This is a genomic window from Paraburkholderia tropica, from assembly GCF_914484835.1.
Taxonomy (GTDB): domain Bacteria; phylum Pseudomonadota; class Gammaproteobacteria; order Burkholderiales; family Burkholderiaceae; genus Paraburkholderia; species Paraburkholderia tropica_A.
The window spans coordinates 114,641-139,113 of record NZ_CAJZAR010000101.1 but is presented as its reverse complement, the minus strand read 5'-3'; the positions used below and the strand labels follow the sequence as shown (position 1 = coordinate 139,113).

The 24,473-nt window shown below is 62.6% G+C and carries 15 protein-coding genes and 1 pseudogene; 13 read left to right on the top strand and 3 right to left on the bottom strand.

Translation table 11 applies throughout. The features are described from left to right. Nucleotides 1-5: 5 nt before the first annotated feature. From LDO54_RS36140 to LDO54_RS36120, 5 genes are all read left to right on the top strand, one after another. A complete protein-coding gene (locus LDO54_RS36140; protein ID WP_224017475.1) occupies nt 6-764 on the top strand; it encodes an SDR family NAD(P)-dependent oxidoreductase in 759 nt (252 codons plus the stop codon). 62 nt (nt 765-826) lie between these two features. Beyond that, on the top strand, nt 827-2,116 hold the full coding sequence (gene ccrA / locus LDO54_RS36135) for a crotonyl-CoA carboxylase/reductase (RefSeq protein WP_224017473.1): 1,290 nt from the start codon (nt 827-829) through the stop codon (nt 2,114-2,116). 32 nt (nt 2,117-2,148) lie between these two features. After that, nucleotides 2,149-6,018: a type I polyketide synthase gene (locus tag LDO54_RS36130; RefSeq protein ID WP_224017471.1), complete on the top strand. Its 3,870-nt coding sequence runs from the start codon at nt 2,149-2,151 to the stop codon at nt 6,016-6,018. An 18-nt stretch (nt 6,019-6,036) separates the two neighbouring features. Next, on the top strand, nt 6,037-6,366 hold the full coding sequence (locus LDO54_RS36125; RefSeq protein WP_224017469.1) for an acyl carrier protein: 330 nt from the start codon (nt 6,037-6,039) through the stop codon (nt 6,364-6,366). Between the two features lie 77 nt (nt 6,367-6,443). Continuing rightward, complete coding sequence (locus LDO54_RS36120; RefSeq protein WP_224017467.1) at nt 6,444-7,436, top strand: beta-ketoacyl-ACP synthase III; 993 nt, start codon at nt 6,444-6,446, stop codon at nt 7,434-7,436. Nucleotides 7,437-7,519: 83 nt separating this feature from the next. Here LDO54_RS36120 and LDO54_RS36115 read toward each other — a convergent pair whose 3' ends face one another. Then, entirely contained in the window at nt 7,520-8,380 is an 861-nt protein-coding gene (locus LDO54_RS36115) for an EAL domain-containing protein (protein WP_224017465.1), read from the bottom strand. Between the two features lie 322 nt (nt 8,381-8,702). Between LDO54_RS36115 and LDO54_RS36110 the strand changes: the two genes are divergently transcribed. Together LDO54_RS36110 and LDO54_RS36105 are read left to right on the top strand one after the other, a co-directional pair. Next, complete coding sequence (locus tag LDO54_RS36110) at nt 8,703-11,228, top strand: CHASE2 domain-containing protein (protein WP_224017463.1); 2,526 nt, start codon at nt 8,703-8,705, stop codon at nt 11,226-11,228. Between the two features lie 59 nt (nt 11,229-11,287). Further along, nucleotides 11,288-11,995, top strand: a complete 708-nt coding sequence (locus LDO54_RS36105; protein WP_224017461.1) for a response regulator transcription factor — start codon at nt 11,288-11,290, stop codon at nt 11,993-11,995. 133 nt (nt 11,996-12,128) lie between these two features. Here the strand turns inward: LDO54_RS36105 and LDO54_RS36100 are convergent, their stop codons facing one another. Continuing rightward, nucleotides 12,129-12,860, bottom strand: coding sequence for a response regulator transcription factor (locus tag LDO54_RS36100; protein WP_224017460.1), 732 nt, complete (start codon nt 12,858-12,860; stop codon nt 12,129-12,131). A gap of 834 nt (nt 12,861-13,694) precedes the next feature. Here LDO54_RS36100 and LDO54_RS36095 point away from each other — a divergent pair. The 3 genes and pseudogenes from LDO54_RS36095 to LDO54_RS36085 all read left to right on the top strand — a co-directional run. After that, a pseudogene (locus tag LDO54_RS36095) lies at nt 13,695-16,727 on the top strand (YadA-like family protein); the annotation flags it as partial. 103 nt (nt 16,728-16,830) lie between these two features. After that, nucleotides 16,831-17,631, top strand: coding sequence for an OmpA family protein (locus LDO54_RS36090; protein WP_224017458.1), 801 nt, complete (start codon nt 16,831-16,833; stop codon nt 17,629-17,631). 319 nt (nt 17,632-17,950) lie between these two features. Next, a complete protein-coding gene (locus LDO54_RS36085; RefSeq protein ID WP_224017456.1) occupies nt 17,951-18,163 on the top strand; it encodes a hypothetical protein in 213 nt (70 codons plus the stop codon). A gap of 19 nt (nt 18,164-18,182) precedes the next feature. On the opposite strand, the gene LDO54_RS36080 is transcribed toward LDO54_RS36085, so the two are convergent. Further along, nucleotides 18,183-18,938 (bottom strand): EAL domain-containing protein, encoded by a 756-nt coding sequence (locus LDO54_RS36080; protein WP_224017833.1) that lies wholly within the window; start codon nt 18,936-18,938, stop codon nt 18,183-18,185. A gap of 506 nt (nt 18,939-19,444) precedes the next feature. Here LDO54_RS36080 and LDO54_RS36075 point away from each other — a divergent pair. The 3 genes from LDO54_RS36075 to LDO54_RS36065 all read left to right on the top strand — a co-directional run bounded on the left by LDO54_RS36075 (nt 19,445) and on the right by LDO54_RS36065 (nt 24,416). Then, nucleotides 19,445-21,805, top strand: coding sequence for a CHASE2 domain-containing protein (locus tag LDO54_RS36075; RefSeq protein ID WP_224017454.1), 2,361 nt, complete (start codon nt 19,445-19,447; stop codon nt 21,803-21,805). A 346-nt stretch (nt 21,806-22,151) separates the two neighbouring features. Further along, nucleotides 22,152-23,327, top strand: coding sequence for a monovalent cation:proton antiporter-2 (CPA2) family protein (locus LDO54_RS36070; protein WP_224017452.1), 1,176 nt, complete (start codon nt 22,152-22,154; stop codon nt 23,325-23,327). A 399-nt stretch (nt 23,328-23,726) separates the two neighbouring features. Beyond that, the gene (locus LDO54_RS36065) at nt 23,727-24,416 is read left to right on the top strand and encodes a response regulator transcription factor (protein ID WP_224017450.1); all 690 of its coding nucleotides are present in this window, start codon (nt 23,727-23,729) and stop codon (nt 24,414-24,416) included. Nucleotides 24,417-24,473 lie beyond the last annotated feature (57 nt).

The following is a 24,473-nucleotide window of genomic DNA, read 5'->3' as shown; positions in this document are numbered from 1 at the left end:
ACGCAGTGCTGAAGCTTCAACAGAAGGTGGCCCTCGTAACAGGTGGAAGTTCGGGGATCGGCCGGACCACGGCAATGCTGTTTGCCAGAGAGGGCGCGAAGATCGCGATTGCATCGCGTCGCCATGAGGAAGGGCTGGCCGTTGTCGAGGAAATTCGGCGCGCAGGCGGTGAAGCGATCTTCGTGAAGACCGACGTGTCGAAAGCCGATGATTGCGCGAATGCAGTGGAGCAGACCGTCAAGGCATTCGGCAAGCTCGATATTGCTTTCAACAATGCTGGCGTCGAGCAATTCGGCAAGCCTGTTGCGCAGACCGATGAATCAAGCTGGGATTTCGTCGTGGACATCAATCTCAAAGGGATGTTTCTCGCGATGAAATATGAAATTCCCGAGATGCTGAAATCGGGCGGTGGCTCGATCGTCAATATGTCGTCCACCTACGGTCTGGTGGCGTCCGCGTTTGGCGGTTGCGCCTATCACGCCTCGAAGGCGGGCATCATCGGTTTGACGAAAGCAGCGGCGCTCGAATATGCGAAACAGAATATTCGCGTCAACGCGATCTGCCCGGCATTTGTCGCGACTGCCATGGTCGAGAAATTCCTCGACGAAACGCAGATGACCGACCAGATCAAATCTTTCCATCCTGTGGGGCGTTTGGGTACGGAAGAGGAAATCGCGCAAGGCGTGCTGTTCCTCGCGAGCAGCGCTTCTTCCTTTATGACCGGCACCGCGTTGTCGGTAGACGGCGGCATGATCGCGGCCTGACCCGGTCGAGCTTGTCAGTCGTTTCGTAGCGCGGGCGCTACGCCTTTCGAAGCAGATCTTTCATGGATATCGATATGGATACCGAAGTATTGGATTGTGTCGCCGATGCAGGTGTCGGCCAGCCGGAATTGTTCGAAATCGGCCGTCCGGTGCCGCTCGGCGTGGTGCCGAAGCGCATGCACGCGTGGACGATTCGTCGCGAGAATCACGGCGAACCGCAAGGCGCGTTCACGAAGGAAGTTGTGCCGGTGCCGTCGATCGGCGCCAACGAGGTGCTGATTCTCGTCATGGCGGCCGGCGTCAATTACAACGGTGTGTGGGCCGCGCTGGGCCAGCCGTTCTCGGTGCTTGATCTGCACGACGATCCGTATCACATCACGGGTTCCGACGCGGCGGGCATCGTGTGGGCCGTGGGCGCGAATGTGCGCAAGTGGAAGGTGGGCGACGAGGTGGTCGCGCACTGCTCGCAGGTCGATGGCGAAGACGAGGAATGCAACGGCGGCGATCCCATGCTGTCGCCTTCGCAGCGCATCTGGGGCTACGAGACGACGCATGGCTCGTTCGCGCAATTCGCGCGCGTGCAGGCCACGCAGCTCATGCCGCGTCCGAAGCATCTCACGTGGGCCGCGAGCGCCTGCTACACGCTCACGCTCGCCACTGCGTTTCGCATGCTGTTCGGCCACAAGCCGCATGCGCTGTCGCCGGGTCAATCGGTGCTCGTATGGGGCGCGGCGGGCGGTCTGGGAACGATGGCAATCCAGCTCGCGGCGCTCGCGGGCGCGCGCCCCGTCGCCGTGGTATCCGACGATTCGAAGGCCGAATTCGTCAAGAGCCTCGGCGCGGTCGGCGTCATCAATCGCTCGCAGTTTTCATGCTGGGGCGCGCCGCCGCCGGTCGACGAAACCGCGGCCTACACGGCCTATATCGACAGCGTGAAGCGATTCGGCAAGGCGATCTGGGACGCGCTCGGCGAGAAGCGCGATGTCGACATGGTGTTCGAACATCCGGGCCGCAACACCTTCGCGCCGTCCTGCTATGTGGTCAAGCGCGGCGGCATGGTCGTGTTCTGCGCCGCGACGAGCGGCTACGACCTGACCTGTGACGCGCGCTATGTGTGGATGCGCCAGAAGCGCATTCAGGGCAGCCACTTCGCGAGCCTCAAGGAAGCCGCGCAGGCGAACCGGCTCGTCATGAGCGGCAAGATCGACCCGTGTCTTTCGGAGGTGTTCGCCTGGAACCGCCTGCCCGAAGCGCACGCGAAGATTCGCGCCAATCAGCATCTGCCCGGCAACATGGCCGTGCTGGTGCAGGCGAGCAGCAGCGACGATCTCGACGCGGCGCGCCGCCACTAGACATGCAGAAATCTTTTAGCAGCGAGAATCGAATGGATCAGTCAAACGCAGCCTCGGGGCGCGTCGCCGTCATCGGCATGGCGTGCCGTTTTCCGGGCGGCGCGACTTGCGCGGCGAGCTACTGGGCATTGCTCAATTCGGGGCGCAGCGCAATTCGCGACACGCCGCGCGAGCGCTTCGATATCGACGCGTTTTATTCGAGCGACCCGGACGAACCGGGTACCACGTATTCGCGTGTCGCCGGTTATGTCGACGATCCGTTTTTCTTCGACCACACGTTCTTTCGCACGTCGGCGGCCGAAGCCGTGGAGATGGATCCGCAGCAGCGCTGGATGCTCGAACTCGCGTGGTCGGCACTGGAAAATGCGGGCCTGGCGCCGGGCAAATTGCGCGGCAAGAGCGTCGGCGTTTTCATGACGACGGGCGAAGCCGATTATGGTCGGCGCACTGTCTGGTCGGGCGATCCGGCGGGCATCACGACCTATTCGAAGCTCGGCAATCTGCGCGCGATGGCGCCGGGCCGCGTGGCGCACGTGCTCGGGTTGAGCGGGCCGGCGATCTTTGTCGATACGACCTGCTCGTCGTCGCTCGTGGCGATTCATCTTGCCGCGCAAAGTCTGCAGGCCGGCGACTGCGATGTGGCGATCGCGGGCGGCGTGAACCTGATTCTCGGACCCGAGGAAACCATCGGCGTTGCGCGGCTTCAGGCGATGTCGCCATCGGGGCAATGCCGTCCGTTCGACGCGCGCGCCGATGGCTATATTCGCGGCGAAGGCGGTGGCGTGATCGTGATGAAGCGCCTCGACGATGCCGTGGCGCACGGCGAACGCATCGAAGCGGTGCTGGCCGGTTCCGCGCTCAACAGCGATGGCGCGAGCAATGGGCTGACCGCGCCCAACGGCGCGGCCCAGGAAGCGGTGATCCGGCGCGCCCTGGCGCGCGCGGGCGTGGGCGCTGAAGCGGTCGCCTACGTGGAAGCGCACGGCACCGGCACCGCGCTCGGCGATCCGATCGAATTATCCGCACTCCGAAGTGTTTATGCGCGTGATGTCGTGCGCGACAAGCCGATTCTCGTCGGCTCGGTGAAATCGCAGCTAGGTCACCTCGAAGGCGCGGCGGGCATGGCCGGTTTCATCAAGGCGATGCTGATATTGCGTCACCGCCGCGTGCCCGCGCAGGTGAACTTTACGACGCCGAATCCGCGCTTTCACTGGGAGGGTTCGCGACTCGAAGTGGCGCAAGAAGGCGCGGTGCTCGACGACGGTCATGCGCTGGTTGGCGTGAGCGGATTCGGCATCACGGGCACTAACGTGCATATGATTCTCGCCGCGCCGGAGTCTGCGAATGCGAGTGAGGTTGCTGCCAACGCCGCTGCCAACGTCGCGCGTGAGCGGGTGCTGACGCTTTCGGCGCGGTCGCCGCGTGCGCGTCAGCGTCTTGCGTCGGCATGGCGCGCGTGGTTCGCGCATCCCACTGCCGCGCTGCGCGATGCATGCCATACGGCGAGCGTGCGGCGCGATCACTTCGATCATCGCGTCGCGTTGATTGGTACGACGCACGAGGACTTCATCGCGGGGCTCGACGCCTTTCTCGCGGCGAATCCCACCGGTCAATGGCACGCGGGCGAGCAGACCCGCAAGCCGCGTCTCGCGTTCCTCGTGCCGGGTCAGGGCGCGTGGCAGCCGGGCGTAGGCGGCGAGCTCTACGAAGGCAACGGCTTTTTCCGCAAGCATGTGGACGCGTGCCTGCGTCACCTCGATGCGGACACGGCGCGTGCCGTGCTCGACGCGATCTTCGGCCGCGACGCGCACTCGGTGCGCCATCATCCGGGCCAGCTCGCGCACTTCAGTGTTTGCTACGCGCTCGCGCGGACGTGGATGGAGCTGGGCGTGCAGCCCGATCTGCTGATTGGGCATTCGCTGGGCGAGCATGTGGCGGCTGTGATCGGCGGTGTCATGTCGCTCGAACACGGCATCCAGGCCGTCGAGGCGCGCGGCCGTCTGTTCGATAGCGCCACGCCTGCGGGCGCCATGCTCGCGGTCGCGGCGAGCGCCGACGAATTGCGCGCGCAATGCGCATTCGGCACGGACCTGTTCGTGGCAGGGTTCAATGGACCGGAGCAGACCGTCGTAAGCGGCGCAGAAGAGGCCGTCCTGAAGGTGCGGGACACGATGGTGGCGGCGGGCAAACGGGTCTCGCTGCTCAAGACCTACGGCACGCCGGGTCATTCGCCGATGCTGCGTTCGATGCGCGGAGCCTTCAAACAGGCACTCGAAGCGCTGACGCTCAAGCCCGCCGCGATTCCCATCGTGTCCACGCTCACCGGCGCGTTGGCGGGCGAGTCGATCGCCACGGTCGAGCATTGGCTCGATCTCGTCGAGCAGCCCGTGCGTTTTCACGAGGCGCTGGTCGCGGCGTGCGACGGCAAGACGCTCTTTCTCGAAGTCGGTCCGGGCGCGGCGCTGGCAAGGCTTGCACGCGCGCAGTCCGGTGGTGACTGGCAGTGCGCAGTCTCGTCGCTAGCAGATGGCCCGGAAGCCGACGATGAAGGCGAGAACACCGGCTTTGCGCACGCCTGCGCGCATCTCTACAGCGCGGGCCAGACGATCGCATGGGGCAAGCTCTACGGCAACGCACCGCGGCCTGCCGACGTGCCGAGTTATTGCTTCGACGGCGAGCGATTCGAACTGCCGTTCGCGGATGTCGCGCGCAGCGCCGCCACGCGACGGATCGCGCAGCACGCGGGCGATGCGGTTGCGGGCCAGGGGATGGAGCCGGCGCTAGCACAAGCCGCCGCGTCCGCGAACGCCGACGACCTGCTCGCGACGCTGCGCACGATCGCGGCCTCGGTTGCCGCTGCGGGCGTCAGCCTCGCCGATGAACGCTCGTTCGTCAGTCAGGGGCTCGATTCGCTGGCGTTGACGGAATTGCGCGTGCGTCTGCATCAGCGCTTCGGGAAGATGCCGCCGATGTCGATGCTCGCGCGCGGCGCGTCGATCGACACGCTCGCCGCGTGGTATGGCACATCGTCCAGTACGGTGGCGAGCGCCGTCGCGACGCACGAAGCGGCGAAAGCGCCTGAAACACGCGACGATCGTGCGCTCGTCGTGACGTTGCGCGAGGGCCGCGGCCCGCTCGTCGCGCTCGTGCATCCGGTTGGCGGCGACGTGCTCTGCTACGAGGAACTCGCTGCCGCGTGGCCAGGCGATGCGACGATCGTCGCGTTTCGGCATCCCTATGCGGATCAGGATCGCACGCCCGCGTATCTCTCGATCGGGCAACTCGCGGCACGCTATCGCGCGGCATTAATCGCCACGTACGGCAAGCTGCCCGATCTGCTCGGCGGCTGGTCGTTCGGCGGCATCGTCGCGCACGAGATGGCCGCGCAATGGGAAGCGCAAGGCGCGACGTCGCCGCCGCTGCTGATCGTCGACAGCCCGCTATTCGAAGGGGCTTTTGCGACGCGTTTGAGCGAGCTTGCGCGCGAATTCGAAACGTTGGACGACGCGCAGCTGGTCGATCGTTGGCTCGCGGACGCGCGCTTCGACGCGATGCTCGACCACGACTTCCATCTCGCCCAGGTGCGACGCCGCGCGCACGCCGACACGTTCGCGCATCTCGCGCGGTTGCACGCAGCGAGCGCGGCAGCGCTGGCGCGTCATCGTCCGCAGCAGGTCGGGGCGCGTATCGACTATGCGCTCGCAGCGCGTAACGAGAGCGCCGTATCGGGAACGCACGCGGCGCAGCAACTGCGCATGCTAACGCGCGGCGGCATCACCGTAAGCGTATTCGACGACGACCATCAATCCATCGTGCGCGAGCCCGCTGCACGGCGACTCGCCGGTTTATTCAGCGATCACGTCGACGCGGCCATTGCCACACCTTCATTTTCCACCATCTGACTTTAAGGAATCGATGTCATGAGCGCTCAACTTCAAGCTGCAACCGTCAACGGGTCCAAAGTGACCGCGCAGGCCATCCTCGCGTGGATTCAGGAGTGGACCGAAGCGAATCATCTCCAGGTGCCGACCGATCTCGATCAGACGTTCGCCGATGCGGGCTTCGATTCGATGCATTCGGTCGAACTCGCGTTCTTCCTTGAGGAGCGGCTCAAGATCAAGATCGACGAGACCGTGCTGTTCGACTATCCGACTTTTGCCTCGCTTGCCGATCATCTTGTTTCGCTGATTCAGCCTCATACGGATGAAGATGATAAGGAAAGCGAATCAATGGAGGCGGGAAGCTGGTAAGGCGTGCGCGCTGGCGCGTGCCGTCGGGCGCGCGCGGCGCATTTCGGTTTCGTTCGATCCTTATCGGAGTACTGGAGATGGCAGAAATAAACCGGGCTGGCACCTGGATGTCGCGCGTGGTCGGCTGCGGCTCGGCGCTGCCGGAGCGGCGCATGACGAATCTCGACATCGCGCGCATGGTGGACACGACGGACGAGTGGATCACGCAACGCACGGGCATCAAGGAGCGGCGCATCGCGGCCCGTGGCGAGAATACGTCCGATCTCGCGATCGGCGCGGCGAATGCGGCGCTCAGGCATGCGGGTCTTCGCGGCGACGATGTCGATCTCATCGTGCTCGCGACCTGCACACCGGATCGCACGATGCCCGCAACGGCCGTGCGCGTGCAGGCGGCGATCGGCATGCAGGGCGGCGTTGCGTTCGACGTGCAGGCGGTGTGCTCGGGCTTCGTGTTCGCGCTCTCGGTCGCCGACAATATGATCCGGCTCGGTCAGGCGCGCACGGCGCTCGTGATCGGCGCGGAAACGATGTCGCGCGTCGTGGACTGGCACGACCGCAATAGTTGCGTGCTGTTCGGCGACGGCGCGGGCGCGCTGGTCCTGCGCGCCGAGCGTCACGTGGAGGGCGCGCCGCGCGGCGTCCTTTCCACTCACCTGCATTCGGACGGGCGGCACCAGGACAAGATTCACACGGACGGCGGCGTCTCTTCCACGCAGACCGCTGGCGTGATGCATCTCGCGGGGCGCGAAGTGTTTTTGCACGCGGTGGTCAATCTCGCGGAGGCCTCGCAGCAGGCGCTCGCTGCGAACGGCATGACGCAGGACGATCTCGACTGGGTCGTGCCGCATCAGGCGAATCAGCGCATCGTGCAGACGCTCGGCGAGAAACTGCATTTGCCGAAGGAGAAAGTCGTCCTTACCGTCGATCATCACGGTAATACGTCCGCCGCGTCGATTCCGCTTGCGCTCAGCGAAGCGGTCGCCGACGGACGCATCAAGGAGAACGATCTGGTGCTCACGCCCACGATGGGATCGGGCTTTACGTGGGGCGCGGCCTTGATTCGCTGGTAGCGTCCGGCAGGTCCGCCATGCCGGACATCATGATTTGACTTCGCGCGCGGCGGCTCGGGTTATCGGGCCGCCGCGCGCTTCGTTTAAAAGCACGTCGAAGGGTTGCCATATCGATTGATCAATTCGCCGACGCGGGTCTCGTCGTGCGGCTTGTCGATATAGAACCCTTGCACATTCACGTCTTGCAACGATTGGGCCCAAGCAAATTGCGCGTGTGTTTCCACACCCGATAGCACGATCTGTTTTCCATGGCCGCGCGCGAATTTAACGAGCATTTCAATTGTGCGCGTGGCCTCGCCGTCCGCAGGCACATTCGCGAGGTAGGAACGATCGAATTTGACGATGTCGGCGGGCAACTGCTGGAGCAGCGTCAACGAGTTGTAGCCGCCGCCCAGATCGTCGAGCGCGACTTGCGCGCCGATGGCTTGAACCGCGCGCATGGCCTCGGCCAGGCCGTCGAGCCGATCCGGTTGAACCGCGCCCGTCAATTCGATTTCGAGCCGGCCCGGCAGGATTTCGCGCGCGGCGAAAATCGACTGGATGCGTTGCGGCAGGTCGGCGCTCGCCAATTCCGCCGCGCCGAGATTGATGGCCAGAGAAAGATCGCCGTGGCCGGATTGCTGCCAGCGTTGCAACGTGTCGGCGGCCCGCTCGATCAGCAATTCCGTAAAGCGGCGCGCCAGAATGGAATCTTCGACGAGGCTGATAAAGCGCGCGGGCGCGAGTATTCCATCGTCGGGATGCCGCCATCGCATCAGGTATTCAAATCCTGAGAGACGTTTCTCATGCAAACGCAATATGGGTTGGGCGACGAAAAAGAATTCGCCGCGTTCCAGCCCAAGCCGCGCATCGCTGATCAGGCATCGAGGCTGTGCAGTTTGTATCCGCGCGGACGGCCGTGGCTCATCGAGCGCAGTGCGAGCGGGGCGCCAGAGCGAACTCAACCTGGGTTTGACCGGAAATCGCATAGGCGGATGGCGGGCGTGAACGGTGCGGCACGTATTCTTGCGGGGCGTGCGTTTATGCGCAACGGGTGTTGGCCGTCGAGCCTAACACATTGAATCTGATCGCAAAAGCACTTTGCCATCGATGAAACTCGCAGGCGGCTGCCGCATTTCGGCTGCCTTTTCCAGAAGGTTTAATCCTGTTGACTTAAAAGAGACTTGGAATTTTCGTGCTTATGAACTTAAATGTCTGACGAATAGACATTTTGTTTCATTTTGTGACAAATGCTGACGCTCGCTTAACTATTTGGATAATTCAGGCTTGGGCCAATGCGTCACCGACGATGCGGCACCCGTCGTCCATTCAATTCAAATTCACCCGTGTCAGAATTTTGCCGCATTCGCCCAGCAGGTACTTCGCGACGAAACCTGGTCAATGCCTCGCGCCACTGCGGCAGATATTTGCCGTCGCTGCGCTGATATGAGAGGCCGGTTCTTTCTCGATTCGCGTTCCCGCTTTCGCGAAGCGCCCGGTTTCGCCGAGCGTGCCTGTCCCGATCTCGCGCGCGAATGGCCCGGCTTGCTGCTTGCGCTGGTCGTGGCGTGTTTCGCGCTGTCGTGCACGCGGGTGCTTCATCGCGCGGACCTCGCGTTTTTCGATCTCGCTTCGCGTTCCATTCATCAGATTGCGCCGACGCGCGTGCTGGTCGTTGCGATCGACGACCCGACCGTGGCCGCGCTCGGGCATCTGCCTGTTTCCCCGAGCGTGCATGCGCGCCTGCTTGATCGCCTCACTGAAAGCGGCGTCGCGGCGGTGGCGATCGTGCCTTGGGGGCGCGCCATTGGCAGCGCATCGACGGCCGATCTGATGCCGCTCGTCGCCGCGGTTCGGCGCAACGGCAAAGTGGTCATTCCCATTCCAGAACCGCACACGCGCGGCGACCAATTGCTGGTCAGCGCGAGTTATGGCGAGGCATTTGCTCAGGTGCGGCAGGACAGCGACGGTCTGTATCGCAGCGTGCAGCTCTGGTCGGGCGCGCAAGAGGGGCACGCTCATCTCGCGGCACTCGTGCTGCGCGCGGCGGGCGAAACGGTGCCGGATTGCAGCGCGGACGATAAAGCGAACGAGCGTGTTGGAGGCCGAGGTTGCGTGCGCTACGTGCCATTGGGCGCTGCGCCGTCGTTCGACAGGGTGTCGTATCGCGACGTGCTGCAAGGGCGCATTCCTGCCAGTGTTCTGCGCGGCCGGGTCGTATTGATCGGCGTGACGGCCAGTGGTTATGACGAGCGGCTGCCAACGCCGCTGATCGATGGGACATCGCTGAGCGTGGTCGAATTCCTCGCGGAAGCCACCAATGCGCTGGCGACGTCCACGCTCGTCAAGCCCGCGCGTTTCTGGCAGCAGCTTTTATTCGATCTCGGCGTCGTGCCGCTGCTCTGGATTGCGCTGTACTTGCTCGGGCCGCGCTGGAGCCTGTGCGTTTCGGCTGGGCTCGCGTGCATGAACCTGTTCGCGGCGTGGCTCGGCATGCGATTCGGGCATGTCTTCCTCGCACCGGCGGCCGGCGCCGTGACCGCGCTGGTCGCGTGGCCACTCTGGGCGTGGCGGCGTCAGGAGGCATTGCTCAGCTATCTGTCGCGCGAAACGGCGAGGTCGCTGCGCGAATCCACCTTGCCGGAGGGCTCGACGCGCATTCGCCGCTTTGTCGATCCGATCCAGCATAGGCTGGAGCTGATGACCTCGCTGGTGGAGCGCGTGCATCGTTATCGTGAACTGGTCGCGGACTGGGTGGATACGCTGCCGGAAGCCACGCTTGTCGCCGATCGAGAGGGCGTCGTGCTGCTCGCCAACGCCCAGGTCATCGCCTTGTCGACCCATTCCGATGATAAGGATGTCAAAGCATTGCCGACCGGGCGTCAGGCCGCCGATGTGCTGTTCGAGATTACCGCGTCGCATCGTGCCGTCGATTTCGCGCAGCAAGCCTTGTCGCTGCTCGACTTGCAGCGCGCGGGCCGGCCCTGGCCGGTGAGCGCCGCGAGCGTGCTGTCGCAGGGCATCGAAATTACCAGCGCGCGCGACGGGCGCTCGTTGCTGATCAAATGCGCGCCGATTCGTCCCGGCGCGGGCCGAAGCAGTGCGCTGATTTTCTATGTCACCGACCTGTCGTCGATTCGCCGCGCCGAACGCCAGCGCGACATGGCCTTGCGCTTCATGTCGCACGATATGCGCGCGCCTCAAGCGGCCGTGCTGGCGCTTGTCGAGCAGGTACGGCAAGACCCGCCGCGCCTCACGCAAAGGCAGTTCGTCGAACTCGTCGAGCACTATGCGACGACGGCCTTGAGCCTCTCGGACGACTTCTTGTTCCTCGCGCGCGCCGAATCGGTCGCGCCGAATCTGAGCCGGGTGGACCCGGCTCTGGCGTTGGGCGATGCGGTCGACGATTTCTGGCCGCAGGCCAGCGCCAAATCGATCGATGTCAATCTGATCGCCGAGCCGGGCATCAACACGATTGCCGACGCCCAATTGCTGCGTCGCGCGTTCGGCAATCTGATTGGCAACGCCATCAAGTACAGCCCGGCGTCGTCGGCGATCCGCGTGCGTTTGTCGGTGGCGGGCAATCACTTCAAGGTCTCGGTGGTCGATCAGGGAATCGGCATCGCGGAACTCGACAGGCAGCGGCTATTTCTCGAATTCGGCCAACTCGATACAGCGAGGCCGCATTCCGGACACGGGTTGGGGCTGGCATTTGTGAAGTCCGTGGTCGACGCTCTGGGCGGCAGTGTTTTTGTGCGGTCGACCGCAGGAAAAGGCACGGTATTCACGGTGCGTCTGCCGAGGTTCGATTAGATGTTTGCCGTTGCAGCGCAAAGGTTTTTTGGTTTGAACGGAAGTCTGGGATTCAAAGCATGCATATTTTAATTGTCGAAGACGATCCGATTCAGGCGCAGGCCGTTTCGGGCGTGCTGTCGCGACATAACTTCAGCGTCAGTGTGGTGAACGACGGCGAAGCGGCGATTGGTTTTCTGAAAACCGAAACGGTCGATGCGGTGTTGCTCGACTGGCATTTGCCCGGCATGAGCGGCGTCGAAGTCTTGCACTGGATACGCCATGTCGCGTGCGCGGAATATGGTGTGCTGTTTTTGACCAGTCGCGTTCAGGAACTCGATGTCGTTCGTGCGCTGGAGGAGGGCGCCGACGATTATCTCGCCAAGCCGTTCCGTTCCGATGAACTCGTGGCGCGCGTGCATGCACTGGTGCGCCGCGTCGTGCGGAACGCGAACAACAAAATCATACGGGCGGGCGAATACGTCGTGGATCAACAGTCGAGAAGCATTGCACTGCGCGGTAGTGAAGTCTCGCTGACGACAAAGGAATTTCAGCTTGCCGCGACGCTGTTCAATAACCTCGGCAAAATCCTTTCGCGTGAATTGCTTGCCATGACGGCATGGGGACGCGAACTCGGTGCGGAATCGCGCTCGCTCGACACGCATATTTATCGCATCAGGCAGAAGTTGAAGCTTCGTCCTGAGAATGGCGTGCGGCTGAGTTCGGTCTATACGGCGGGTTATCGTCTTGAATCAGTCGCGCAGCCGGTGGCCGGGTCTGAGACGTAAAAGGCGGGAATAAAGAGGGAAAAAGACGGCCGGAGTATGGCGTTCCGGCCGGAAAGACGCAGCGACGGGGTTCGCTACGCCGAGAGAAAGTGATTAAATCTCCATCGATATTGAATGCGCTAGTGCAGCCGCATTAAACGCATTCGCCGACAATAACCCGATCTGCACTGAGGTTCGCGGCAGTTGCCATGGTTTCATCGAGCCGATATCCAACGGTATAAACCGAGGACAATCGCAGACGATTTTCCGGACGCAATTGCAACTTCTGGCGAATACGGTAGACATGCGTATCGAGTGAACGCGAGTCCATTTCCCGCCCCCACGCCGACATGGCCAGCATGTCGCGCGACATGACCTTGCCGAGATTGTTGAACAGCGCGGCCGCCACGTCGTATTCCTTCGGCGTGAAGTCGATCGCCTGACCGTGCAGCGACACGGTTCGGCTTTGCCGATCGAGCACATACTCGCCAGCCTTGATCAAATTCTGCGGCGTGCCATTGCGCGCTGAGCGACGGGTTAATGCCTTCATTCGCGCCGCCAGTTCGTCGGGGCGGAAGGGCTTGGTCAGATAATCGTCGGCGCCCGCGTCAAGCGCGCTGACCACATCGCATTCCTCCACGCGGCTCGTCAATAACAGCACGCCGTAATTACCGCCTACGCCGTTTCTGATCCAGTTAAGCACATCGATTCCCGACATTTTCGGCAAATGCCAGTCGAGTACGACGGCATCGATCGGTTGCGTCCGCAATGCCTTGATCGCGCTTTCACCATCTCGCGCGAAGTGCACGGCATAACCCAGCCGCGACAGGACATCCGCGACTCCGTCGGCCTGAACGGGATCATCCTCCACCACCAGAATGTGCACCGGATCATCTCCTTGTCGTGATGCGCTAATGCACGCGACGAAATCATATTGGCGGGGCGGATATTCGTTTGTGAACAATTGTGAACTTTTGGGTGACATTGTGGGCGGCGCATGCGGATTGATTGTTTTGGCCTGCCTTATTGCGACGATCGTCCGTTCGGTTAATCCGCTTATTCGCTCGTTTCTGCGCTGTTTTAGTGTGTTTTTTCCCAATCAGAAAACGCATTCCAAAAACTTCCCAGATATTTGTGTTTTCTGAACAACACCACGCGGTTGCGCGGGTGGAAGGAATGCGTTATTCGCGCGAAAACGGGTTCTAACGCCGGTGATGCGCGGTAGTTACGCCAATTTCCCGCTTCCCCCCGTTTTTTGATTCCGTCAGTTGGCGCTCTCTGAATCCTTTCTGAATGTGACAAAAGTTCAGTTTTTATTTCCCGGCTCTCCCAATAAGATTCGCTGCCGGAAGTTGTTGTAGGGATTGGAAAGTACATCTTCGATCACTTTGTATGACTCGAAGCGCATATAACGCGCATCGGAGTCACGACGGCTCACGCGCCTCAAGCGCTGACATCAAAAAAATAAATTCGACCGCGCGCTAGTTGTGGTTTGACCGCTTGCCACTGATGGACAGATGAGTTGAAGGGAATTCATCGAGCATCTCATTTAGATAGCGTTACTAACTAATAGCCAAATTAATCGGGTGACCAGACCATCTGGAGTGTGGTTTTCATGACTGGCATATATCAACAGAATCTCGAACAAAGCCGGAAGAGAAAGGCGACGCCGCTCAAGCTGCGTCCGATCGTATCTGTCGTGGGTCTTGTGCTCGCGGCTGCTCCGGGCGTTGCTATGGCTGCAACTACCGGTGACGTCATCGTCAATGCAACGAATTGCTCAGCCAGTACCGCGTCCGACAATGGAACCAGTATTGGTTGTCAGACGGTCGCTGGGAGCGGTGGTACGGCCTTGGGCTTTGCGGCTGATGCGGAAGGTTTTAATAGTGTGGCGCTCGGCGAACATTCGACGGCCACTGCTCAATACGGTACAGCCGTCGGTCCCCGGTCAAATGCATCTGGAGACTATTCGACCGTGCTAGGCGCAATGTCAACGGCGAGCGCGGACAGTTCGATCGCAATAGGTAATGGTGCGACGGCATCGGCCCAATACGGCATCGCCATCGGCAACGCCGCCCAGGCGACCGACGTCTCCACGACCGCACTCGGCGCCGGCGCAATCGCAAGCGCGCTCAACGCGGCGGCACTCGGCATCAACGCGAGCGCGACCGGACAATTCAGCACTGCACTCGGGGGCACCGCCACTGCGAGCGGCACGACTTCGGCGGCCTTCGGCTACGCAGCCGTCGCGGCAGCAGCGGGCGCGACCGCAATGGGTCCGTTGGCACAAGCACTCGCCGCGGAGACCGTGGCGTTCGGCAATGCCGTCACTGTCGCGGCGGCGGCAGGAACCGGCTCGATCGCCGGCGGCCACAACTCGCAGGTGACGAGCGGCACGGGCGCAGTCGCGCTCGGCGAAGGCCAGACGGCCAGCGGCAACGGCGCGGTCGCCATCGGCGATCCGAACACGGCAACGGGCGACGGCGCAGTGGCGATCGGCGCGAACAACACCGCGACCGGCCAGGGCGCGGTGGCCATCGGCGACAGCACGATCGCCACCGGCATCGGCGCCGTCGCGCTCGGCAACGCATCGGCGGCCAATTCGGCGGGCGGCGTTGCGATCGGCAACGGCGCAACGGTGGTGGCCGCGGCGACCAACGGCGTCGCGCTCGGCTCGAACGCCGTGGCCAACAACGCCTCGGATGTCGCGCTCGGTTCGAACTCGACCACGGCAGCGCCGCATACGGGCACGTTCGATCTCACGGGCGGCACGGCGGCGGCGACCTCGCCGACCTCGGTCGTCTCCGTGGGCGCGGCGGGCGCAGAGCGTCAAATCCAGAACGTGGCGGCAGGCGTGGTCTCGGCGACGTCGACCGATGCCGTGAACGGCTCGCAACTGTTCTCGGTGGCCGAAGCGGGCAACGCAACGGGTTCGTCTGTTGCGGCGGCGCTCGGCGGCGGCTCGACCTATACGGCAGGCAGCGGCGTTTCCGCACCGAGCTACACGATTCAGGGCACGACGTACAACAGCGTGGGCGATGCGTTCGGCGGCGTCGATACGGCGCTGACCAACATCGAAAACACCATCGATGCCGCCGTGAACGGCAGCGGCATCAAATACTTCCACGCGAACTCGACGCTCGCCGATTCGCAGGCCACCGGCACCGACAGCATCGCCATTGGGCCGGTCGCGGTCGCGTCGGGTACGAGCAGCCTCGCGGCGGGCGACGGTGCGCAGGCCACGGCCACCAACGCGACGAGCCTCGGCGCGCAAACGGTCGTGTCGGTCGCGGACGGCGTGGCGCTCGGCTCGGGTTCGGTCTCCGATCGCGCGGTGCTCTCGGGCATCGGCTCGATCACGGCGGGCAGCGCCGCGATTCCATACAACACCTCGGACCGCACGCTGCTCGGCGCGGTCTCGGTGGGCGACGCGTCGACCAACACCTATCGCCAGATCATCAACGTCGCGGACGGCACGCAAGCGCAGGACGCCGTCACGGTGCGCCAGTTGAGCGGCGCGCTGCAGGCGTTCGCGACCACGACCACGATGTATTTCCACGCCAATTCCACGGCGGCGGATTCGCTGGCCGTGGGCGATCAGTCGATCGCGGTCGGCCCGACCACGGTGGTCAACGGCGATAGCGGCGTGGGCATCGGCAACGGCGCGATCGTCGATTCGACGGCGCCGGGCGGCATCGCCATCGGCGAGAAGGCGGAGTCGGCGCAGGCCGATGCGCTCGCGCTCGGCAGTGGCGCGACGGCAGGCGGCGCGCAATCGATCGCACAAGGCGCGAACGCGCTCGCCACCAGCGCGGCCGGTGTCGCGATCGGTTCGGGCGCGCAAAGCACGGCGCTCAACGCGGTGGCGATCGGCGCGGGCGCGGAATCGACCTATGCGAACAGCGTGGCGATTGGCGCGGGCTCGATCACGACGGTCGGCGCGCTCAGCAATTACATCGGCTATGGACTGAGCACGCCGAGTTCGTCGGTGGGCGAAGTGAACGTCGGCAATCGCCAGATCACGGGCGTGGCGGCGGGCGTGGCGGCGACCGACGCGGTCAACGTGAGCCAGTTGCAGGCCGTCAACGAGGAACTGCAGACGCTCATCGCCAATCAGTCGGGCAGTTCGTCGAGCAGCGGCACGTTCCCGTCGAACACCACGAGCACGACGACCAGCGCTGCCGCGACGGGTTCGAACTCGTCGGCGGGCGGCTCGGGCGCGGTGGCGTCCGGCGCGAACAGCACGGCAGTCGGCACGTCGTCGACGGCCTCGGGCACGAGCTCGACGGCGATCGGTTCGGGCGCGACCTCGACGGGCAACAACTCGGTCGCCATCGGCGCGGGCAGCACGGACGATGGCCGCACGAATGTCGTGTCGGTCGGCAGCGCCGAATCGGCACGCCAGATCACCAACGTGGCCGCCGGCACGGCGTCGACCGATGCCGTCAACGTGCAGCAGTTGAACAGCGCGATCTCGCAGGCGAACAGCTACACGGACGGCCAGATCCAGCAGTTGCGTCACGATGCCGACGCGGGCACCGCGGCCGCGATGGCGGTGGCCGGTCTGCCGCAGCCGTCGGGTCCGGGCAAGAGCATGGTCGCGATTGCGGGCAGCTATTACCACGGGCAATCGGGCCAGGCGATCGGGATCTCGACGATCTCGGAGAACAACCACTGGGTCTACAAGGCCGCTGTGACCACGAACACGCGCAGCTATTACGGCGCGGTGGTGGGCGCGGGCTATCAGTGGTAATCCGGCGCAGGTAATTTCAGCCGGTGCGCGCGAGCGGCGTCTGCATTGATGCCGTTGCCGCTCGCGGCCAACCGGTTCTTCGACATCGAAAGCGATACCGACCATGAAAAACATTTCTATTGCCGCCCAGATTGTTGCGCTAGCAACGACTGCCATGATTGCGGGCTGCGCCGCTCCGCAGAATCCGCCGCGTTTCCCCGATCAGCACGCCGCGTCGCCTGCGGGCGGCACCTTTGTGAATGCCGCCAATCTGCGCAATATGGGCATCGGTCTGAACAAGGATCAGGTGCGCGATCTGATCGGGCCGCCGCATTTCAACGAATGGTTCGTCGGCAATCACGTGTGGAATTATCTGTTCGATTTCCACCGTGGCGATGAAATCGTGTCGTGCCAATATCAGGTGCAGTTCGATCGCCATATGCAGGTGAGTGCAACGTTCTGGCGTGATCCGGCGTGTGCTGCGTGGGTGAGTGGTGCAGCGGCCGAACCGGTTGCCGCGCCCGTCGTGCAGAAAGACGCGACCGTCGATGAATTCTCGCTGCAAACCGACGCGCTGTTCGCATTCGGCAAGTCGGATCTCGGCTCGCTTCAGCCTGAAGGCCGCAAGGCGCTCGACGGCGCGGTGGCGCGCATCGGCAAGCATCAGGCCGTGAGCGCCGTGCGCGTGGTGGGACACACCGACCGCATCGGCGCCGATTCGCTCAATCAGCGCCTCTCGCTCGCGCGTGCGAATACGGTGCGGGATTATCTGCTTGCGCACGGTGTTCATGCCGATGTCATTCACGCCGAGGGCGTGGGCGCGAGTCAATCCGTGACGCATTGCCCGGCGGGCGAGGGCCGCGCAGTGATTGCCTGCCTGAAGCCGGATCGGCGGGTCACGATCGCTGTCACGGCGCAGCACTAAAACGGTGCGGATTGGCGATGCCGTAGCGATCGTCTATGTCATCGTCGGCAGTCAAACCCCGGTGTTCGGTGAAACTGAACCCGGGGTTATTTTATTTCTGGACTCTGGACGCGTGAACGATATAAAGAGTTTGCCGAATCGACCGTAAACCAGTGCATACGTTGTTCACGCATCGAGTGGTTCATGCCGTGAGCATAATGATGGTCAGATCGAATAATGCAGACGCGCGGGCCTGAGACAGCCTGCATCCAGAAAAAATGATGAATCGACCCATGACGGAAGACCGGCGCGGCAAGCGAGTTTGGGGAGCGGTATCAGCATGAGCGCCGCTGAACGCCGCGTGCAGCAAGACCCGACGATGCACGTGTTCGAACAGGACAACGGATGGCACTGGGCCATTACGGTTCCGCGCGAAGCGGGCAGCGGATTTCGCGTGCTCACCTATAGCGAGCAGACTTACGCGGATGAGGCCGCAGCCAGCAAGGACGCAGCCGTGGTGCTTCGCGAATTCGAGGCGGAGGTGGCGATCTGAGTCGCCGCCGCATGCATCGTCACTTGCGATATTGCTGAATCAGATCGTCGGTTTGGACTTCGTCGGCGGGCTTGCCCAGCAGAAATCCCTGCACATCGACGCCTTGCAAGGTTTTCGCCCACGCGAGTTGCGCTTGCGTCTCGATGCCGGACAGCACGATTTCCTTTCCATTGCCGCTCGCGAATTGCACGAGCGTTTCAATTTTCTTCGTGGCGACACCATTCGCCGGCACATCGGCCAGAAAAGATCGATCAAACTTGGCGATATCGGCGGGCAATTGCTGTAACAGCATCAGCGAATTGAAGGCGCCGCCGAGATCGTCGATCGCGACACGCGCGCCCGTCGCCTGAACCGCGCGAATGGCCTTGTCGAGCTGATCCAGCAGATCGGCCTGTCCCGCATTGGTCAATTCGATTTCGAGGCGCTCGGGCGCGATATCGTAAGCGCGGCACACGTGGCTGATTCGCTGCGCCATATCGCCGTGTGTCATTTCTTTTGCGCTCATATTGATCGCGAGATTCAGTTGCGCATGGCCCGCCGCTTTCCAGCGTTGAAGCATCTGGCCCGCGCGTTCGAAAATCAGCTCGGTGAACGAGGGCGAAAGCGACGAGTCGTCGACGATGCTGAGAAAATGCGCGGGCAGCAGCACGTCGCCATTGTGCCGCCATCGGATCAAACACTCGAATCCCACGAGGCCGATTTCGCGAAGCCGGAATTTAGGCTGAAACGCGAAGGAAAATTCATTGCGTTCGAGACCGCGCCGGGCCGCTCCCAGATGTCCCGCGTGAGGATGCGCTTCTGTGGCCGCCTCGGGCAGGCGAGCCGCAGTCGAGCGACGCGCCAGGAAACGGGGCTTCATTTATCTGACCTTATTTCTCGAACACGTGGATAAGCGTCAACAACGCTGAGAGAAAAGCGTAACACAGCAGGTGGACGAAAACGGCGCTGCCACGCTGGCAACTGATCGACTGAAGAGAAAAAGCTCAGAAACATGCGGTATTCGATGATAGTGATTGTTGTTTATCGCTCAGTTCTCAGCGGTAATTATCATACGAATAATAAAAAATAGTCGATCGCAAATATATAGATTGACTGAATGTTAACGATTTGGATAATTCGACGTCGCCAGTGAGGCACGCACGCCTCACGATTATCGCGTTTCTATCGTCCGATGCTTGTGTCAGCGTTTCACCCGATTTTTTCGAAGGCTTCGGCCACGGCGTTTGTTTCTGGCGTTATCGCCGCCGTTGCGCGTGCCGGGTCATGAAACCGAGGTCGTTGATGGGTGCGAGAAATCCTGATCTCGCGCGCGAGTGGCCTGCGTTAGTCGCCGTACTCGTCTTGCTGTGCGCAGTCCTGTCGTGCACGAAGGCGCTGCAACGCGCCGATCTGGCTTTTCTCGATATCGCGTCTCACACGGTGCACCGCGTGGCGGCCAAGCCCGTTGTGGTGATCGCCATCGACGATCATACGATCGACGCCATGGGCCGATTGCCGTTCGCGCCGACGACGCACGCCACGCTGATCGACCAGCTTACCGATAGCGGCGCGGCCGCCGTCGCGTTCGCACCCTGGAACCGCGCGATCGGCAGTTTTCCGCCTGAGCGTCTCATGCCGCTCGTGGCTGCGATTCGGCGCAATGGCAAGGTGGTGATTCCGCCTTCTGTGCTGCGTCGAACGGAAGCATCGCTCGCGGCGCACTCGCAGTCGAGCGCCGATTTCGCACGCGCACGCTTCGAGGCCGTGCAGGATTTCGACGGCCTGTATCGCAGCGTGTTCATGCTCTCCGGCGAGGGCCGCTACGACGAACTGGTGGCGACACAACTGCTGCGCGCGAGCGGCGCGTCGCCCGCGCCTTGCTCGGTGGGTGAAATGCGGCGCGTGGCCACGGAAGGCGCGGGGTGTCGGCGTTATGTACCGCTCGGCGCGAAGCCGTCGTTCGAGCGCATTTCCTATGTCGATGCACTGCGCGCGAATGTGCCGCCCGACTTCTTTCGCGGGCGTATCGTGCTGATCGGCGTGACGGCGTATGGCTACGACACACGGCTGGCGACGCCGCTGGTGGGCGGCGAGTCGCTGAGCAATATCGAGTTTCTCGCCGAGGCGACCAACGCGCTCGAAACCTCAACGCTGATTCGTCCCGCCAGTGCCTGGGTGCAGATGCTGTTCAGCGTGAGCGTCGTGCCGATCGTCTGTCTCGCGCTCTATCTGCTTAGCCCGCGCGCGGGCCTCGTCGCTTCGGTGGGGATCGCGCTCGCGATGGTATTGGCCGCTTATCTTTGCCTCGTGTGCGGGCATGTGCTCGTGCCGCCTGGCGTCGCGCTCACCACCGCGCTCGCGGCTTCGCCGCTTTGGGCGTGGCGGCGCCAGGAGGCGCTGCTCGCGTATCTCGCGCGCGAAGCGCAGCGCTCGCTGCGCGATCCGGCGATGCGCGCCGATGCGGCGTCGCGTCCGACCATGGCGGACCCGGTTCAGCATCGGCTCGACGTAATGACGTCGCTGGTCGGCCGCGTCAATCGTTACCGCGATCTGGTTGCGCAGTGGGTGGACTCGTTGCCCGAGGCGACCTTCGTCGCCGATCGCGAGGGCGTCATTCTGCTTGCGAACGCGCAGGTCACGGCGCTCGCATCGCCATCGGGCACGCAAGCAACGATGCCGTCGCCGGTGGGCCGTATCGTTGCCGATGTGCTATTCGACATCACGGCGTCTCATCGCGCGGTCGAATTCGCAGGGCAGGCGTTGGCGCTGCTTGCGCATGCCGTCGACGATGACGCGGCCTTCGCGCGCGCGGAAGTGGCGCGCTCGCAAGGCATCGAAGTGACCAGCGGACTCGACGGCCGCGCCTTGTTGATCAAATGCGCGCTGATCCGGGACGAGGACGGTTCGCGCCGCGCGCTGATTTTTCATGTGGCCGATGTGTCGTCGATTCGTCGTGCGGAGCGGCAGCGCGATATGGCGTTGCGATTCATGTCTCACGATATGCGCTCGCCGCAGGCGGCCGTGCTGGCGCTCGTCGAGCAGATGCGCGAGGCGGCGCCGCGCCTGACTGTGCGCCACTTCATCGAACTCGTCGAGCACTATGCGAGAACCGCATTGAGTCTTTCCGACGATTTCCTGTTTCTGGCGCGTGCGGAGTGCGTCGGGCCAACACTCGTCTGGGTGGATCCGGCGTTGGTGCTCGGCGATGTCGTCGACGATTTCTGGCCGCAGGCGAGCGCGAAATCGATTGCTGTCGAATTGATCGCGGAGCCCGGATGCAGCGTGATCGCGGACGTGCAGATGTTGCGGCGCGCCTACGGCAATCTGCTTTCGAATGCGATCCGGCATAGCGCTCGCGGCGCGACGATCACGATTCGTCTCACGGAGACTGCGCGTTATTTATTCGCTTCGTTCGTCGATGAAGGCGAGGGCATTTCGGCGCTCGACCGGCGACGGCTGTTCCGCGAGTTCGCGCAGTTCGGCAACTGCGTGGCGCAGTCGGGACACGGACTGGGACTGGCGCTCGTGAAGTCGGTGGTCGAGACCATCGGCGGGCAGGTTTTCGTGCGTTCGAGTTTGGGGAAAGGCAGTGTGTTTACTGTGCGTCTTTTGAAATCCGTTGCCGCGGACGACGAGAGTGCGATGGAATGGAACCCGCGTTAAACCCATATCGGTGAGTGGATAAAGCCAGGCGCCTGATCCCACTGCGATTGCTTTTGAACCAACAAGAAGGCAGCAAAACAATCAAGCGTAGTGTCCGCTGTCTATAGGACTTTGGTCCTACGAAGTGCCCCGAGGTGAACGTGTATCGGGTCAACGGCAGCGGCGGCCCAGCGCAAATCGTGCCTTTAGAATGGGGAAAAATGTATACGCTTAATGACGATCTCTGAACCCGGTCGCTACGCTGAAGCCATTTCAGATATCTGTGTTGCAGCCGCGCAATATCCGACGCCGTCGAATTGAATTGCCATATAGTCTCTGAAAGCAGTCAATCGATTAGAGGCGTCGGATGACCAAGTTACTGATCGACGTTGTGATTTTTCTGGCCTCGGCGCTGATTGCCGTGCCGCTCGCCGTGCGTCTCGGATTTGGCTCGGTGCTGGGCTATCTGGTTGCGGGCGTCATGATCGGTCCGTGGGGGCTGAAGCTCGTCACCGACATCGACTCGATACTTCATTTTTCCGAACTGGGCATCGTGCTGATGATGTTCGTGATCGGACTCGAAATGCGCGTCGATGCGCTGTGGTCGATGCGGCGCACCATCTTCGGCTACGGCACCATGCAGATGACTGTCTGCGCGGCGCTGCTGCTGGCCGTCTTCGTGATGCTGGGATTGCCGTGGCGCATTGCCTTGACAGGCGGCCTCGCGCTTTCGCTGTCGTCCACCGCCATGGTCATGTCCGAGCTTCAGGAGCGCAAGCTCATGGAAATGCCCACGGGCCGCGCCGGGTTCGGCATTCTGCTGTTTCAGGACATGGCGGCGATTCCGCTGATCGCGCTGCTGCCGTTGCTCGCGCCGAAGGCCGCCATCGCCGTCTCCGCCGAGCCGGGCTGGCTGGTCGCCGTAAAGGCGATCGCCATGCTCGCGGTCATTGCGCTGTCGGGCCGTTACCTGCTGCATGTCGTGCTGCGGGTGATCTCCAGCATCGGCGTGCCCGAGATTTTCACCGCGTTTGCGTTGCTGTGGATCGTCGGCATTGCATTGCTCATGCAGACCGTCCATCTTTCGATGTCGCTGGGCGCGTTCGTGGCGGGCGTGCTGCTCGCGGATTCGGAATACCGGCATCGGATCGAAGTCGAAATGGCCCCATTCAAGGGGCTCTTGCTCGGCTTGTTTTTTATTGCCGTCGGCATGTCGATCGATTTCGGCATCTTGATGCGCGAGCCGGTGCGCGTGGCGGTGCTCGTGGTGGCCGTGGTCGGCATCAAGACGCTCGCGCAATGGCTGCTCGCCAACCGGTTCGGCGTGCCGGCTTCGCAACGCTCTTACTTTGCCATCCTGCTTTCGCAAGGCGGCGAATTCGCTTTTGTCGTGATGGCTGCGTCGCTGGCGGCCGGTGTCGTCGATCAGCGTCAGTCGTCACTGGTGACCGTGGTCGTCGCGTTGTCGATGGTGTCGACGCCGTTGCTGCTGCTTGTGCATCGTCGGCTTTTGCAGCCATTCGTCAGTCGTGAATACGGATAGTGCGCGCTGATTCAAACCATTCATCGCGCCGGTCGGCGAAACAGAAAATCTGCTGCGAGCGCGATCGAGTGTGGGTTGCCGCACATTCCGGCGGTCAAAATTTCCAGAAAAAATCCAGGAAGCTGATTGTCACGCGGAATTTCTTCCCTATACTTTCCTTTGCGTAAGCAGAAGCGGCCAGATGTAAAGATGAACTGGCGAACGTCCTGCACATGGGTTAAGTAGCCATTGATCGAAAAGATCGGGCTGACGACATGTCGTGCTGGCGGAGATCAGTATGCTCAGAGCAGACATCGAGAACGAAAAACTCACGATTAAAGCGCTCCCGATCATGGCGCGTTTCTGCCAATCCAATTATCCGATGAGTGCGCGCGTGGAAGGCGGCTCGTGGGAGTCCCCATGAATACGCCGGCATCGGTGGTCTTCGTCGTGGACGATGATGAGCACGTCCGCAATGCCTTGTCCCGTTTGCTACGCTCGAACGGCTATTGCGTGCAGGCCTATGAAAGCGCGAGTGCGTTCATGCACGGCGCGGACTTGCGACGCGCGCCCGCGTGCCTCTTGCTCGACCTCCAGTTGCCCGATCTGAGCGGCATCGAGTTGCAGCGCCAGCTCGACGGCAGGATACCCATCATATTCATTTCAGCGCACGGCGATTTCGGTCCCGCCATCGCGGCGATGAAGGCCGGCGCCATGGACTTCCTCATCAAACCCGTCCACGAGTCGGTGCTGTTCGAGGCCACCGAGCGCGCACTCGAATGTGCGAGGCGGTGCTTCGAGCAACGCGAACTCAGCGAGGAAATCCAGCGTCGCGTCGCGACGTTGACGCCGCGCGAACGCGAGGTCATGGCGCTCGTGGTGTCCGGTCGCGCCAACAAGATCATCGCGTGCGAACTGGGCGCGGCGGAGAAAACGATCAAGATTCATCGGGCGCGTGTGATGGAAAAGATGGGCGCGGATTCGCTGGCGAATCTGGTTCATCTTCACTCGCATTGCGATCTGATCGATCCACCTGCACCGTCGCGTCAACGCACGGACGCCATCGATGCCTGGCATGCCGCCGACGCACGCGCGGTTCCTCTCGCCTGATCTGGACTGACCAGCACAAGGGTTGCTATTTTCCGCAGAGATCGCCTGGCGCAGCGC

Bases quoted from the DNA above. Each gene is read 5' to 3' on its own strand.
- ccrA (WP_224017473.1), top strand. From the start codon at position 827: ATGGATATCGATATGGATACCGAAGTATTGGATTGTGTCGCCGATGCA.
- LDO54_RS36130 (WP_224017471.1), top strand. From the start codon at position 2,149: ATGGATCAGTCAAACGCAGCCTCGGGGCGCGTCGCCGTCATCGGCATG.
- LDO54_RS36125 (WP_224017469.1), top strand. From the start codon at position 6,037: ATGAGCGCTCAACTTCAAGCTGCAACCGTCAACGGGTCCAAAGTGACC.
- LDO54_RS36120 (WP_224017467.1), top strand. From the start codon at position 6,444: ATGGCAGAAATAAACCGGGCTGGCACCTGGATGTCGCGCGTGGTCGGC.
- LDO54_RS36105 (WP_224017461.1), top strand. From the start codon at position 11,288: ATGCATATTTTAATTGTCGAAGACGATCCGATTCAGGCGCAGGCCGTT.
- LDO54_RS36090 (WP_224017458.1), top strand. From the start codon at position 16,831: ATGAAAAACATTTCTATTGCCGCCCAGATTGTTGCGCTAGCAACGACT.
- LDO54_RS36085 (WP_224017456.1), top strand. From the start codon at position 17,951: ATGAGCGCCGCTGAACGCCGCGTGCAGCAAGACCCGACGATGCACGTG.
- LDO54_RS36075 (WP_224017454.1), top strand. From the start codon at position 19,445: ATGGGTGCGAGAAATCCTGATCTCGCGCGCGAGTGGCCTGCGTTAGTC.
- LDO54_RS36070 (WP_224017452.1), top strand. From the start codon at position 22,152: ATGACCAAGTTACTGATCGACGTTGTGATTTTTCTGGCCTCGGCGCTG.
- LDO54_RS36065 (WP_224017450.1), top strand. From the start codon at position 23,727: ATGAATACGCCGGCATCGGTGGTCTTCGTCGTGGACGATGATGAGCAC.